This is a genomic window from Ohtaekwangia sp. (genome assembly GCF_036786105.1).
Classification (GTDB): Bacteria; Bacteroidota; Bacteroidia; order Cytophagales; family Cyclobacteriaceae; genus Ohtaekwangia.
Map to the genome: position 1 here is coordinate 32,102 of NZ_DAIQRQ010000021.1, position 14,792 is coordinate 46,893.

At 46.4% G+C, this 14,792-nt stretch carries 10 protein-coding genes, 1 pseudogene and 1 riboswitch; of the genes and pseudogenes, 4 read left to right on the forward strand and 7 right to left on the reverse strand.

Features of this window, described 5'->3' with window-relative positions; all coding sequences use genetic code 11:
- Positions 1-12: 12 nt before the first annotated feature.
- The 5 genes from V7Q33_RS11065 to V7Q33_RS11085 all read right to left on the reverse strand — a co-directional run bounded on the left by V7Q33_RS11065 (position 13) and on the right by V7Q33_RS11085 (position 4,569).
- Positions 13-1,743, reverse strand: coding sequence for a phospho-sugar mutase (locus V7Q33_RS11065; RefSeq protein WP_331976497.1), 1,731 nt, complete (start codon positions 1,741-1,743; stop codon positions 13-15).
- A 66-nt stretch (positions 1,744-1,809) separates the two neighbouring features.
- Positions 1,810-2,091 carry a Trm112 family protein gene (locus tag V7Q33_RS11070; RefSeq protein WP_331976499.1) on the reverse strand — a complete coding sequence of 94 codons (282 nt, stop codon included), beginning with the start codon at positions 2,089-2,091 and terminating at the stop codon, positions 1,810-1,812.
- Positions 2,092-2,123: 32 nt separating this feature from the next.
- Positions 2,124-2,759 carry a thiamine phosphate synthase gene (locus V7Q33_RS11075; RefSeq protein WP_333819880.1) on the reverse strand — a complete coding sequence of 212 codons (636 nt, stop codon included), beginning with the start codon at positions 2,757-2,759 and terminating at the stop codon, positions 2,124-2,126.
- A 28-nt stretch (positions 2,760-2,787) separates the two neighbouring features.
- Positions 2,788-3,864, reverse strand: coding sequence for an AIR synthase family protein (locus V7Q33_RS11080; protein ID WP_333819881.1), 1,077 nt, complete (start codon positions 3,862-3,864; stop codon positions 2,788-2,790).
- A gap of 3 nt (positions 3,865-3,867) precedes the next feature.
- The gene (locus tag V7Q33_RS11085; RefSeq protein WP_333819882.1) at positions 3,868-4,569 is read right to left on the reverse strand and encodes a class I SAM-dependent methyltransferase; all 702 of its coding nucleotides are present in this window, start codon (positions 4,567-4,569) and stop codon (positions 3,868-3,870) included.
- Positions 4,570-4,645: 76 nt separating this feature from the next.
- Positions 4,646-4,737: riboswitch (TPP riboswitch) on the reverse strand.
- Between the two features lie 112 nt (positions 4,738-4,849).
- Here V7Q33_RS11085 and V7Q33_RS11090 point away from each other — a divergent pair.
- From V7Q33_RS11090 to V7Q33_RS23415, 4 genes are all read left to right on the forward strand, one after another.
- Entirely contained in the window at positions 4,850-5,290 is a 441-nt protein-coding gene (locus V7Q33_RS11090) for a hypothetical protein (RefSeq protein WP_331976507.1), read from the forward strand.
- Between the two features lie 251 nt (positions 5,291-5,541).
- The gene (locus V7Q33_RS11095; RefSeq protein ID WP_333819883.1) at positions 5,542-7,446 is read left to right on the forward strand and encodes a DNA topoisomerase IV subunit B; all 1,905 of its coding nucleotides are present in this window, start codon (positions 5,542-5,544) and stop codon (positions 7,444-7,446) included.
- Positions 7,447-7,472: 26 nt separating this feature from the next.
- A complete protein-coding gene (locus V7Q33_RS11100; RefSeq protein WP_333819884.1) occupies positions 7,473-10,316 on the forward strand; it encodes a DNA gyrase/topoisomerase IV subunit A in 2,844 nt (947 codons plus the stop codon).
- Between the two features lie 388 nt (positions 10,317-10,704).
- On the forward strand, positions 10,705-10,791 hold the full coding sequence (locus V7Q33_RS23415; protein ID WP_442945935.1) for a hypothetical protein: 87 nt from the start codon (positions 10,705-10,707) through the stop codon (positions 10,789-10,791).
- 42 nt (positions 10,792-10,833) lie between these two features.
- Here the strand turns inward: V7Q33_RS23415 and lhgO are convergent, their stop codons facing one another.
- Both lhgO and V7Q33_RS11110 read right to left on the reverse strand, forming a co-directional pair.
- Complete coding sequence (lhgO, locus tag V7Q33_RS11105; protein WP_333819885.1) at positions 10,834-12,030, reverse strand: L-2-hydroxyglutarate oxidase; 1,197 nt, start codon at positions 12,028-12,030, stop codon at positions 10,834-10,836.
- Positions 12,031-12,525: 495 nt separating this feature from the next.
- Positions 12,526-14,781 (reverse strand): annotated as a pseudogene (locus V7Q33_RS11110) (aconitate hydratase); the annotation flags it as partial.
- Positions 14,782-14,792: the final 11 nt, after the last annotated feature.

A 14,792-nucleotide genomic window follows, 5' to 3' on the forward strand; every position in this document is an offset into this window, starting at 1 on the left:
ACACGTATTAACCTAGACACTCAAAAGATATTGCTCTATGCCTTTGATTTTGACATCAAGTTGCTGATCTACCTTTTCGAAGTCCGCGCGTGACGCCAGTGGCGCGTGGGCGCTGATGTAAAACTTGATCTTGGGCTCCGTACCAGACGGACGCACAGATACTTTAGTGCCGTCTTCGAGGTAGAACTGGAGCACATCTGACTTCGGAAAATCAAGGTCACTTTCTTTGCCGGTGAGCAAATCTTTCTCTTTCAGAATTTTATAGTCGAGCAATCGAACTACGCGACTTCCAATGATGGTAGCGGGAGGATTGTTTCTGAACTTCTCCATCATAGCTTTGATTTCCTGCTCACCTTGCTGACCTTTTTTGGTCACGTTCAGCAGTGCCTCTTTATAGTAGGCGAACTCTACGTACATATCGATCAGCCAGTCGTACATGGATTTGCTTTCATCCGCAGCGCTCGCGGCCATGGCAGCAAAGAATGCACAGGATGATACGGCATCTTTATCGCGTACAAAATCGCCCGCCATATAGCCATAGCTTTCTTCACCAGCGGCAACGAATTTCTTCTTGCCTTCAAGTTTACCCATCAGCTCTGCTATATATTTGAATCCGGTTAGCGTGTTATAGCATTCAACGCCGAAGCGTGCGGCCATCATATCGATGAGCTCGGAGGTAACAATGGTTTTGGCGATATAGGTGTTGTTTTTGTCTTTCAGATTTTTCATGATGAAATACATCATGAGACTGAAAGCCTGATTGCCATTCAATAGAATAAATTCTCCGTCTGATTTGCGAACTCCCATACCTACACGATCTGTATCCGGATCGGTAGCCATTACCATCGTTGCATTTACTTCCTTACCACGCTTGATAACAAGCTCCATGGCTGACTGTTCTTCCGGATTGGGAGATTTTACGGTTGGGAAATCACCATCGGGTTCTTCCTGTTCTTTTACAATGTGAATGTTGGTGAAACCGATCTGCTTCAAACACTCAGGCACCATGGTAATACCAGCTCCATGAAGACTGGAATATACCAGCGGAATATTTTTCTGCCGGGCAATTACGTCATGGTTGGGGATGATCTTTTTTACTTCTTCGTAATAGGCCTGTTCTACCTCATCACCAATGAGATGGATGTTGGCAAGTATGGGTTTGAACTTTACCTGTTCAAATGAAGTGATGGCTTTTACTTCTTCAATGATATTTTTATCGTGAGGAGGAACCACTTGCGCGCCACCGGTCCAGTAAGCCTTATAGCCGTTATATTCTTTCGGGTTATGCGATGCTGTAATCACCACACCGGATTGACATTGCAGATAACGAATGGCAAACGAGAGCAGGGGAGTGGGGCGCAATTCATTGAACATATATACTTTGATGCCGTTGGCTGAAAAAACGGCTGCCACTACTTCGGCAAACGTACTGCTGTTGTTACGACTGTCGTGTGCTATGGCGATCTTGATTTCCTGGCCCGGGAAAGTTTTATTCAGGTAATTGGCAAGCCCTTGAGTAGCAACGCCAACAGTATATTTGTTCATACAGTTGGAGCCTGCACCCATGATGCCACGTAGTCCGCCTGTACCAAACTCCAGATCTTTATAGAAATTATCGATCAGTTCCTTTGAGTCTTCCTTATTTAAAAGTGCTTTTACTTCTGCCTTGGTAGCATTATCGATGGCGCGACTGTTAAGCCAGCTTTCTGCCTTTGCGTGAACGGTCTGTAGTAACTCACTCATGATCTTTTTTTACGTTTAAAGGGCGCAATTTATCACAAGTTTTTACAGACGCACTTTTTTCCGCGGTCATTTTTCAATTTCCTCTCTGGCAGGGAGTAACCGAAATGTGGATGTGTCTCCTTCCAGTTGCAAGCCCCAGCGGTGTAAGACAGGATGTTCCAGCGACTTCTCTCTGTACTCATCTGGCGACATGATCGGGATGCCGTAGATAATCGGATAGTACCGCTTGCAATGTGTACAGGTAAAAATACCCTCCATGATGTCGTCCTGATCTTGTTTGAATATTTTGAGTTCCAGGTCATTCTTGTCGAACGGACAGGCGAGCTTGGAAAGCAATGAGGTTTTCATGTGATGAGATTGTAAAGTTGATTCGCTATATCTTAGTATAAATTTTTCTCCAATCGATGCTTGAAGTTTTGTGTGGCTTCTTTCGGATCATCGGCTTTCATGATCGCCGAGATCACGGCCACGCCATCTATACCCAGCAACAAGAGTCCGGGTACATTTTCGGTAGTTATGCCACCGGCAGCGAAAATAGGCATGCTGGTTCTGCTTCTCGTTTGCTCCACGATGTAAGGTGAAACGATCTCGCAGCTATTGGCAGAAGAAGAAGGGAACATTGAGCAGAACGATATATAGTCAGCATGATGGATGGCCCAGTCTATGCGTGCAGAATCATTACCGCAGGTGATGCCGGTTATAAAAGGCCGGCCTATTATCTTTTGCATCTCCGGCCAGTCAGCAGGGATAGAATCGAAATGTACTCCGTTCAAAGCAGTGGTCTGCAGCCATTGCCATGCTTCGTGTATCAACACCGGTACACCGGTTGGCTGAGCCAGCGATAGAGTGGCATTGATAAAACTTTGCTGATCCTGTTGTGGGTGCCAATGGTTCCATAACTGAATAACATCAACGCCACCTTCGATCGCTTCCTTGAGACGGGGAAGTACATGCTCTTGACCGGGATAAGGATCAACCACCAGGTATAGACCGCCATGAATATTGGGCTTACTCATAATATACTTATTGTCAGGTGATCCGTGCTCATTTCCACCCAAGTTGTAATGCCTGGAAGAATGCGTTCCAATAAGGATCAGCCCCGGGATGTTGCAGCTTTTTTTGTGTACCATCTTCAGAAAGTATCAGACCGTTAGCCGGTTCGGTAATTTTGCCGATAACAGTAGCCTGGATTTTCTGGCTGGCAAATTTTTTAAGAAGCGGTTCCAGAATTTCCGGTTTAACGGTGATAATCATCGAGCCGGCTCCAACACAAAATCGCGGATCGATGTTGAATAACTTTCCGATCAATTGTTGCGCATGCCCTACTGGAATGTTGTCGCCATTTACCTCTACACCACAGCCCGAAGCATGAGCAAGCTCAATAATAGCCCCTAGTACACCACCTTCGGTAACATCGTGCATGGCCGTTACGGCAAAAGTGTGTCGGTGAATTTCTCCTGCAATCAGCCCTGCTTCCACGGCACTGGTCTCATAAAATAAAGAAGCGGCCTGTTGTTGAACAGCTGCTCCACATCCTTTCTTTACTGTTTCCGGAAAGCTCAGGGCGAGGATGGAGGTGGCGATCAGTGCGCATTGCTTGGTCATGATCAATATATCGCCCGGTCTGGCGCCTTTACTGGTAATAATCTGCTCGCCTGGAGCAAGGGTGATCATAGTGCCTCCGCCTGCAACGGTAGATTGCAAACCTTCAAATCGTCCGGTATGTCCGCCGGTAATGGCAATTCCTAGCCGTGCGCAAAACTCATGTATATAGCGCCAGTATTGTTCGAAGTCGTCTACCTCAAGCGTTGTGGGCAGGTTCAGGGTAAACTGTGCATATTGCGGGGCAAAGCCGGTGGTGGCCATATCGTTGGCCATCAGTTGCACCGATAGCCAGGCAGATTCGCGCAGACCGAGTGTTGGTATGAGCGACAGCGGATCGCTCGTCATGGCCATGGCTAATCCGTTGGGCAGACTTACCAGCGAAATGTCCACGCCATATTCCGGTCCAATCATTACTTCCCTCCGTGCTGCACCACAGAAGGGAAATATCCTCTCTTTAAAGAAACTGTTCTGAATCTTCCCGGTGTCCGGAAATTGAGTTGCTTCCAGTGTGTCCATAAATCATTCTTTGAATTTTACATGAAGTCCGAAGAAATCACCGTATGGTACTTTCCACTGCTGAACCGGGAACCACTTGGGCAATCCGGTACAATTCCATTCGAGGGTATATTCTTTTCCCTGCAGCGCCTTGTGTATGACTCTGGTTAGCGTTGCCGGAGTGTGAAACGTAGCAGTTACATAGAATGGGTTCTTGCCGAAGAACTGCTGTACTCTTCTGCGTACGATCTTGGGCGAGTTCCGGTTCATCATGCCGAAGAAAATACCATGACGGCTCACCCGTGCAGCTTCACGCACTACCTGAACCGGGTCGCGGTAATATTCAAAAGTGGTAATAAAGGCAACGGCATCGAACGTTTTGTCTTTGAAGGGCATATAGTGCGAATCTGCCAGCACCAGGTCGCCTTTGAATAACTGTGCACCTTGCCCCAGCATAAAAGGAGAGAGGTCGCCACCGGTAGCTTCAATGCCGATGTTGTGCCACCAGCGGGTGAACCGCGTAGTGCCACAGCCAAATTCCAGGAGCGTGCGGATGCGGGGATCGCTCAATACCAAATCGCCCATGATTTTCTTCTGCCAGATCTCTGCACGCTTGTAGCGGCCTTCATACCACAACTCGTATGTGTCGGTATGCTCGCGGTTGAAGAACCATTCTTTCCGGTTCTGCCACGATCTCAGATTTTGTGTGACGAGGTTAAAAGACATAGCTTCAATTTTAAGTGAAAAAAAAAGCCGCATCCAAAAGGAATGCGGCTCACTATCTTATTACCCGTAAAAAGTAAAATCGAAGCTTAGCATTCCCTTCGCTGGTACTAACCAGATCAGGTTCCCCGGGTATAATCTCAGCCACAAGTGGCACCCCGATGCGTTTATTTAACAACAAAGGAAGGCTATTGTGTTGTGAGATGCAAGGGGAGAAGTGTCTTCTAATTTCTTGGTTGTTAAAAATGATGGTGGTTAATTGCGCCAAAATTGAGGACGTAATATGATTTTTAAGATCTTTCGGGCAGTGTGGTTTTTCTCGTTGCTGGGTGTGCTGGCTGCCTTGCTGTATGTATATGCCGACCTGCCGGAGAATGTTATTGTGCAGCAGGAAGGTATCGAAACGGTGCTGCTTACGCGTGATGTTTTCTTTTACATCGTGGTAGCATTCCTCACCATTATCAACGTGTTAGTGTATTTGATTTCAAGTTTGTATAAAAAAGATCATACGTTTCGTGCATGGTTCTACGGACTTATTATCGCTATTAATTTCTTTTTCGTGGTGGGCTTATTCCTGATCAATGCCTATAACAGCGATGAACGTTTCGACTTTAGCCGCATTGGCTTTGCAATCTATGGTAGTGTAGGACTGGTCGCATTGTGGGCGATCAGCTGGCCTTTTGTGCGCTTTTTCGACAAGAAATCATCAAATCAATCAGTTTAGTTGAGCTGATTTTAGCTCTTGCTACACAGTTGATTACAGTATAGTAGTTTATTCATTTTTGTAATTAGAGTTTTTATTGAATCCCTTGAAGTGACTTTAAAATTCATTTTATTAGAACCAGATAGATATTTTGCTGCGGCCCAACAGGCGATCCTTTCGCTTGCAGGTTTTCATGAAGCAGCAGATTTTTTAAACTTTGATATTGAATTTTTTAGTCTTCAATTTTCTGAACGCTAAATCCTATTCGTGCTATGGCAAAATCGGAGAAAGAATCTTCCATGTTTACGTATGATGAATCGAGCATTAAGTCGCTCGACTGGCGTGAACACATTCGCCTGCGTCCGGGTATGTACATCGGTAAACTCGGTGACGGATCATCCAAGGACGATGGTATTTATGTATTGGTAAAAGAGGTAGTCGATAACTGTATCGATGAACACATGATGGGCTACGGAAAGACGATCGATGTAACGATAACCGAATCTAAAGTTACCGTTCGCGACTACGGCCGTGGTATACCCCTCGGAAAGGTCGTGGATGTTGTGTCCAAGATTAATACGGGTGCGAAATACGATTCCGGTGCTTTCCAGAAATCCGTAGGTCTGAACGGTGTCGGTACAAAAGCGGTGAACGCTTTGTCGAGCTATTTTAAAGTGCAGGCATTCCGCGAAGGCCAGCAGAAACTGGCAGAGTTCAGGAAAGGCGTTTTGGTGAACGATCCGAAACCCGGCAAGAGCGAGGAGAAGAACGGAACGTATGTTGAGTTCGAGCCGGATAGCACGATGTTCAAGAATTATCACTTCATTCCGGAATACCTGGATGACTTGATGTGGAACTACGCCTTCCTCAATGCCGGTCTTACCATAAATTATAACGGACAGAAGTTCTTTTCTAAAGACGGTCTGCTCGATCTGCTCAGACAGAAATCTGATGCTGATGATCTTCGCTATCCGATCATTCACCTGAAAGGAAAAGATATTGAAGTTGCTCTTACCCACGGCAACCAGTACGGAGAAGAATACTACTCCTTTGTGAACGGCCAGAACACTACACAAGGAGGTACGCACCTCGCAGCGTTCCGTGAAGGCGTTGTAAAAGGTGTTCGCGAATTTTATAAAACCGATTTTGATGCTGCCGATATCCGTGCAAGTATCATTGGTGCAATTGCCGTGCGTGTGCAGGAACCTGTATTCGAATCGCAGACTAAAACTAAACTCGGATCGATTCATACTGCTCCGGAAGGAGGGCAGCCAATTAAAAGTTTCGTAGGCGACTTTGTTGCCAAAGAACTGGAGATATACCTGAATACCAACCCGGTTGCAGCTGATGCATTGAAGAAACGCATTCAGCAATCAGAACGTGAACGCAAGGAGATCGCCGGTATCAAAAAGCTGGCGAACGAGCGTGCCAAAAAAGCAAACCTGCACAACCGTAAGTTGCGGGACTGCCGCTATCACTTCGATGAAAAGAATCCAAAAGGTGCCGGCAGCATGATCTTCATTACCGAAGGTGACTCGGCCAGTGGTTCTATTACCAAGTCGCGTGATGTGGAGACACAAGCCGTATTCAGCTTGCGCGGTAAGCCGTTGAACTGTTTCGGTCTTACTAAAAAAGTTGTGTATGAGAACGAAGAGTTCAACCTGCTGCAGCACGCCTTGAATATTGAAGACGGTCTCGATGGACTTCGTTACGATAAAGTAATTATCGCTACCGATGCGGATGTGGATGGTATGCACATTCGCCTGTTGTTGATGACGTTCTTCCTGCAGTTCTTCCCCGATTTGGTAAAGGCTGGCCATGTATTCATTCTGGAGACTCCGCTGTTCCGGGTGCGTAACAAGAAAGAAACCATCTACTGCTATAGCGATGAAGAAAAGCAGGCTGCCATCAGGAAGCTTGGAAGCAAACCGGAGATTACCCGCTTCAAAGGATTAGGAGAGATATCGCCGGATGAGTTTGGAAATTTCATCGGAGAGAATATTCGTCTTCAGCCGGTGTTGCTGCATAAAGACAGCCACCTGCAGAAGATATTGGAGTTCTATATGGGCAAGAACTCGCCTACACGTCAGGATTTTATTATTGAGAACCTGCGCATTGAACTGGATAAGGTAGAAGGGGTGGCAGAAGAAAAAACAGAGGAAGAAGTAGAAGCATAGTATTGAAGACATTTTTTTAATCGGTCATGAGTAAGAAAGACAACCCGAAAGCAAACCACGACAACGAGTCGAACGAAGAACCAAGCAACGGTGGCGGTACAGGTGAAGATGTAATCCACTCCATTGCGATCGATGGTCTGTACGAAAGCTGGTTTCTCGATTATGCCTCGTATGTAATTCTGGAGCGTGCCGTTCCGCGGCTGGAAGACGGGTTCAAGCCCGTGCAGCGCAGAATCATGCACTCACTTAAAGAGATGGACGATGGCCGGTTCAATAAAGTAGCGAACGTGATTGGTAACACCATGCAGTATCACCCGCACGGTGATGCTTCCATTGGTGAGGCAATCGTAAATATAGGGCAGAAGGATCTGCTCATTGAAACACAAGGTAACTGGGGAGATGTTCGCACCGGCGATGGTGCAGCAGCGCCACGTTATATAGAAGCGCGCCTCTCGAAGTTTGCGCTCGATGTTGTTTACAACGCGCAGACTACCGAATGGCAATTGTCGTACGATGGTCGTAAGAAAGAACCGGTTACGCTGCCGGTAAAGTTTCCGCTGTTGCTGTCGCAGGGAGTAGAAGGTATAGCGGTAGGTCTTTCAACCAAAATTTTGCCGCACAACTTCTGCGAGCTGATCAAGGCTTCTATTGATATACTGAAGGGTAAGAATCCGAAAATATACCCTGACTTTCCCACCGGAGGTATTGCTGACTTCAGCGATTACAACCAGGGATTGAGAGGAGGGAAGATCAAGGTGAGAGCCAAGATTGATGTGCTTGACAAAAAGACGCTTGTTATCAAGGAGATACCTTTCTCAACCACCACAACATCTCTCATGGAGTCGATCGTGAAGGCGAGTGAGAAAGGCCAGATCAAGGTAAAGCAGGTGATTGATAATACAGCTGCCAATGTAGAGATCCAATTGCAATTGCAGCCAGGGCAATCTCCGGAAGTAGCGATCGATGCCCTTTATGCATTTACGGATTGTGAAATATCGATATCGCCGAATGCCTGCGTGATTGTGGACGACAAGCCACGGTTCATGCCGGTGAACCAGATATTGAAAGCCAATACGGATCAAACCGTAGAACTCCTGAAGCGTGAGCTGGAGATCAAACGTTCAGAGCTGATGGAGAAGATCCTGTTCTCATCACTCGAAAAGATATTTATCGAAAACCGTATATACCGCGACATTGAAGAAGCGGAAAGTTGGGAAGAAGTAATTCAGACGATCGATAAGGGACTGAAACCTCACAAGAAGAAATTCTATCGCGAGATTACGACAGATGATATTGTACGGCTCACGGAAATACGCATCAAGCGTATCTCCAAATTTGACTCATTCAAAGCAGATGAGATGCTGCGCGATCTTCAGAAAGAACTGAAGGAAACAGAACATCACCTGAAGAACCTGACTGATTTTGCTATTGCTTACTTCCAGCGACTACTTGAGAAATATGGCAAAGGTCGCGAGCGTAAAACAGAGATCAAGAGCTTCCAGTCTGTTACGGCTGTGGAAGTTATCGCAAACAACCAGAAGTTATATGTGAACCGCGCTGATGGCTTCATTGGATATGGTTTGAAGAAAGATGAGTATATCTGCGACTGTTCTGATCTTGACGATGTAATCGTGATCCGCAAGGATGGTAAAGCGAGAGTGTCGCGTATCCAGGATAAAGTCTTCATGGGTAAAGATATACTGTATGTAGGCATCTGGAAGAAAGGTGACGATCGTATGGTATATAATGTGATCTATGCCGATGGAAAAGGAGGTAAGAGCTTCGCGAAGCGTTTCAATATACCAGGTGTTACCCGCGATAAGGAGTATGATTTGACGCAGGGCAATCCGAACTCCCGCATTCTCTATGTGAGTGGAAATCCGAATGGCGAAGCGGAGAAAGTAGAAGTAAAACTTTCGCAATCCAGTACCGCGCGCAAGAAGATATTTACGTACGACTTTGCCGAGTTGGAAATAAAGGGCAGAAGCTCTCGCGGAAATATACTTACACCATACCCGGTTCGTAAGGTTGACTTCCTCAAAGCGGGGGGATCGACTCTAAGTAAACTTGACCTCTGGTTCGATGCCGATGCAGGTCGTTTGAACAAAGAGAAGCGCGGGCGCTATCTGGGCAAGTTCGATGTTGATGATAAGCTTATCACTTTCTACCGCAATGGTTCTTACAAGATCACGAATTATGAACTTACCAATCGTTTTGATCCGGAGAAGACGTTGCACGTAGAGAGATTCAATCCTGAAAAAGCTATATCGGCTGTGTACGTAGATGGCGAGAGCAAGCAGTATATGGCGAAGCGCTTTATGATTGAAACGACTACACTCGATAAGGAATTTGGATTTATCTCAGAAGGCATCGGCTCACGCCTCGTGGCCGTAACCACCTCTGAAACACCGGAAGTAGAAGTGGAGGTAGTGAAAGCTAAAGATAAACCGAAGGTAACAGAAGTTGTGAACCTCGAAGAGGTTGTAGATATCAAAGGCTGGAAGGCCGTGGGTAATAAACTTTCTCAGTACAAGGTAACGAAAGTAAACCTGGTGCAGGAAGAAGAAACCGGTTTGGAAGAAGGTGATGAAGAGAGTGCTTTGACAGAGACTACTGACACGGATCAGTCGTCAAAAAAAAAATTGAGTTCGAATCTGAGCCCGAAGTCGAAGCAGACGGCCAAGTCAGCCTCTTCGGCGAGCCCGAAAAAGCAGGCGGTGAAAAAGGAGAAAGCAAAAGCCAGGCCCCAAGCCACCAGCAAAAAAGCGAGCCCACCAAAAAAATCCAAGTCGAGCAGCAAGGCCTCTTCGGCCAAGCCAGCCAAAAAAGCAGCGAAGAAAGCTCCGCCAAAAAAGGCGAAGAAGAGATAAGGAATAAGTCCGGAAGTCCGGAAGACGGAAAGTCTTCTGGCACTTTCAGCGCAGGCGATACGATTGAGTTATCAGTTTAGTCGTTATCGGCGAATTGTTATCCGTTAATTGTGGGTGTGATGCTTACAGTTAGCGGATAATTTTTTTTTCCACAGATCTCACAGAATTGCATATCCGTTATCAGTTAATCGCTATCGGGCAAGATCGAAAAAGACGGGAATGAATTTCATGCCTGGTGCCCTGAGCTGCCAGGATGCCATACGCATGGTAAGGTTCCCGCAATAGCATTGGAGAATTTGAAGGATGCAGTTCAATTGTACTTAGATACAATTATGGAAGAGGAGATAGCCAGGCTTACAACCGAAATGTTGGATGAAGCCTAAAATTAATCAAGCTCTTAGAAAAAGAGGGCTTCATTTTCGTTCGCCAATCAGGTAGCCTGCAGATCCGTTATAAGTTACACGTTAATCGTTAATAGATTTTCAATTTACCTGTAACGGTTAACTGTTCACGGATATCAAAGTCTTTTCTCCACCAGCTCAGCCACTGTCTCTCCAATAGACAGTGAAGATGTAGCGGCAGGGGAAGGAGCGTTGCAGACATTGATAGCTTGTTTTTCTTCCAGAATCATGAAGTCGTCCAGCAGGCCGCCTGTTCTGTCGCAGGCCTGGGCACGCACTCCGGCTCCGCCTTCCATGAGGTCTTCTTCTTTAATTTCCGGCAATAGTTTTTGAAGCGCTTCGGTAAATGCCGCTTTGGAGTAAGAGCGATGCATTTCGCCTATGCCGGTTCGCCAGTACTTCGCTACAATTTTACGGAAGCCCGGCCACGCCAGTGTTTCACCGAGTTCTGCAAGGTTGATGTCCGATTTTTTATAGCCTTCACGCTTGAAAGCGAGTACGGCATTTGGTCCGCACTCTACACCACCGCCTACCATCGTTGTGAAGTGCACGCCCAGGAACGGGAAGTTCGGATCGGGCACCGGGTATATCAGTGTCTTTACTAAATATTCTTTCTCTTTCTTAAGCTTATAGTATTCACCACGGAAGGGAATGATCTTTACATTTACATGGGAAGAAGTAAGGCGCGCAATTTTATCCGAATATAGTCCGGCACAATTCACCACCAGCTTACCGGTATAGCTTGCCTTTTGTGTAGCCACCACCACCTTGTCGCTATCGAATTGTATATCGATCACTTTCTCGCCGAGCTTCAATTCTCCACCTTGTTGCTGAAATACTTCGGCATATTTCTCGGCTACCATACGGTAATCAACGATACCTGTCTGTGGTACATGTATACCGGCGATGCCGGCAACGTGAGGTTCATATTCTTTCAGCTCAGAAGCATTTAGCATCTTAAGATTTTGAAGGCCGTTTTGCAATCCGCGATCGTATATATTCTTTAACAGGGGAAGCTCCTTCTCATCAGTAGCGACAATCACTTTTCCGCAGATGTTGTGTGGTATATCATGCTGGCGGCAAAAGTTAAGAAGCAGGTTGTAGCCGTGAATACAATTTCGGGCTTTCAAACTTCCGGGTTTATAGTATATACCGGAGTGAATGACGTTGCTGTTATTACCGGTTTGATGGTTGGCGACAGCATTCTCTTTTTCGATTACAATTACTTTAAGCCTGGAATTTCGGCTGGTGAGTTGCAGGGCAGTGGCCAGACCGACAGCGCCACCTCCAATCACTATAACATCGTATTGCACGGACTTGAATTTTGCCCGAAGCTAACGTAAACATCTATAAAAAAGAAGCCCCGGATTTACCGGGGCCTCGTTATTCTATTTCCTCTTTTTAGCTGCTTTTTTTACCACCTTCTTCGGTGATTTTTTAGCTACCGGTTTCTTACCGGCTTTTTTAGCGATCACTTTCTTAGCAACTTTTTTCACAGCTTTCTTCGGGGCCACCTTTTTAGGAGCAGCCTTTTTAGCTACTACTTTTTTAGCGGCTTTCTTCGGTGCTGCTTTTTTGGCTACCGTTTTCTTTGCAGCTTTTTTAGCAGCTGTTGTCTTCTTGGCAGGAGCAGCCTTTGCTACTGTAGCCTTCTTCGGTGCTGCTGTAGTTTTCTTCGGTGCCACTGTTGGCTTGGGTGCTGCTGTTTTTGTTGCAGGTTTACTGGCAACAGGTCTGACAGGAGCTGGAGCGGAAGATTTTGGAGCGGGAGCCTCTGTTTTAGCAGCAGGTTTTTTCTCGGCAGCAAACTTCTTCGCCATCAGGTTCAGTGCAGATCCGGCTTTGAACCACTCAATCTGGTTTGCATTGTACGTGTGGTTAACGGAAATGCTTTCTTCAGAACCATCGCTATGGTGAATTACCAGTGTGAGTGGCTTCTCCGGAGCGAATGTGGTAAGACCAACGATATCGAAAGAGTCGTCTTCTTTAATCTTGTTATAGTCTTCCTTGTTGGCAAAAGTAAGCGCGAGCATACCTTGCTTCTTCAGGTTTGTTTCGTGGATACGAGCGAACGACTTTACGAGTATAGCGCGCACACCCAGGTGGCGTGGCTCCATTGCAGCATGTTCGCGTGATGAACCTTCTCCGTAGTTTTCGTCACCCACTACAATCGATCCTATGCCATCGGCTTTATAAGCACGTTGCACTTTAGGTACTTCATCGTATTCACCTGTAAGACCATTCTTAACGCTATTGATCTTCTCGTTGAAGAAGTTAGTAGCACCAATCAACAGGTTGTTGGAAATGTTATCAAGGTGACCGCGATACTTCAGCCATTTACCTGCCATAGAGATATGGTCGGTAGTACACTTACCTTTTGCTTTAATGAGCAGGCGCAGACCTTTCAGATCTTTACCTTCCCATGGTTTGAATGGATCGAGGAGTTGCAGACGATCTGAAGCAGGATTTACTTTCACTACTACTTTACTGCCATCCTTAGCAGGAGCCTGGAAGCCAGGGTCTTTTACATCGAATCCTTTTGCAGGAAGCTCATCTCCGGTAGGAGGGTCAAGCTTTACTTTTTCACCCTGCTCATTGGTCAGGTAATCTGTTTCAGGGTTGAACGTCAGGTCACCGGCAATAGCCAATGCTGTAACCAGCTCAGGCGATGCAACAAAGGCAAATGTATTCGGGTTGCCATCGTTGCGCGACTGAAAGTTACGGTTGAAGGAGTGAACGATCGTGTTCTTCTCTTTCTTCTCTGCACCTACGCGGCTCCACATACCAATGCAAGGTCCGCAGGCATTGGCAAATACTTTGGCACCGATCTGATCGAATGTATCGATAAATCCATCGCGCTCAATTGTATAGCGTACCTGTTCTGAACCTGGAGTGATGGTGAATTCCGCTTTGGTTTTTAATCCTTTGCTGGCTACTTGTTTGGCAAGGCTCGCAGCGCGGGATATATCTTCGTATGAAGAGTTGGTACAGGAACCGATCAATCCTACTTCAACAGTAGTAGGCCAGCCGTTTTTAGCAGCTTCTTCTTTGATCTTTGAAATAGGAGTAGCCAAGTCTGGAGTGAACGGACCGTTCAGGTGTGGTTCAAGCTCCGACAGGTTGATCTCAACGATCTGGTCGAAATACTTTTCAGGCTCTGCATATACTTCGGGATCAGCAGTAAGATGCTCGCGTATACCGTTGGCAAGTTTAGCAACTTCTGCACGGCCGGTGGAGATCAGGTAGCGCTCCATCGACTCATCGTATCCGAAAGTTGATGTAGTAGCTCCGACTTCAGCGCCCATGTTACAGATGGTTCCTTTACCTGTACAGCTCAATGCTTCGGCACCTTCGCCAAAGTATTCTACTATAGCGCCGGTTCCGCCTTTTACGGTAAGGATACCAGCCACTTTCAGAATAATATCTTTAGCGGAAGCCCAGCCACTTAGTTTACCGGTAAGTTTTACACCGATTAGCTTCGGGAATTTCAATTCCCAGGCCATGCCCGACATAACATCTACGGCATCCGCTCCACCAACACCGATTGCCACCATACCGAGGCCACCGGCGTTTACGGTGTGAGAGTCCGTACCGATCATCATACCACCAGGGAATGCGTAATTTTCGAGCACTACCTGGTGGATGATACCAGCTCCTGGTTTCCAGAATCCGATACCATATTTAGTGGATACTGAAGCCAGGAAATCAAATACTTCTTTACTTTCTGTATTAGCAGTAATCAAATCTTCTTTAGCACCCGTCTTGGCTACGATCAGGTGATCGCAGTGTACAGTAGACGGCACCGCTACCTTAGGTCTTCCGGCAGACATGAACTGCAACAGCGCCATTTGGGCCGTTGCATCCTGCATCGCTACGCGGTCTGGAGCAAAATCAACGTATGATTTTCCGCGGCCAAAGTTCTCCAGCTTTTGATCTTCGTGGAGATGAGAGTATAGTATTTTTTCAGACAACGTGAGTGGACGATTGACAACTTTTCGAGCTTTGGCTATGCGTGCGGGCATATTGGCATACAAAGCCTTGATCATTTCTAAATCGAATACCATAAGAGTTTAAA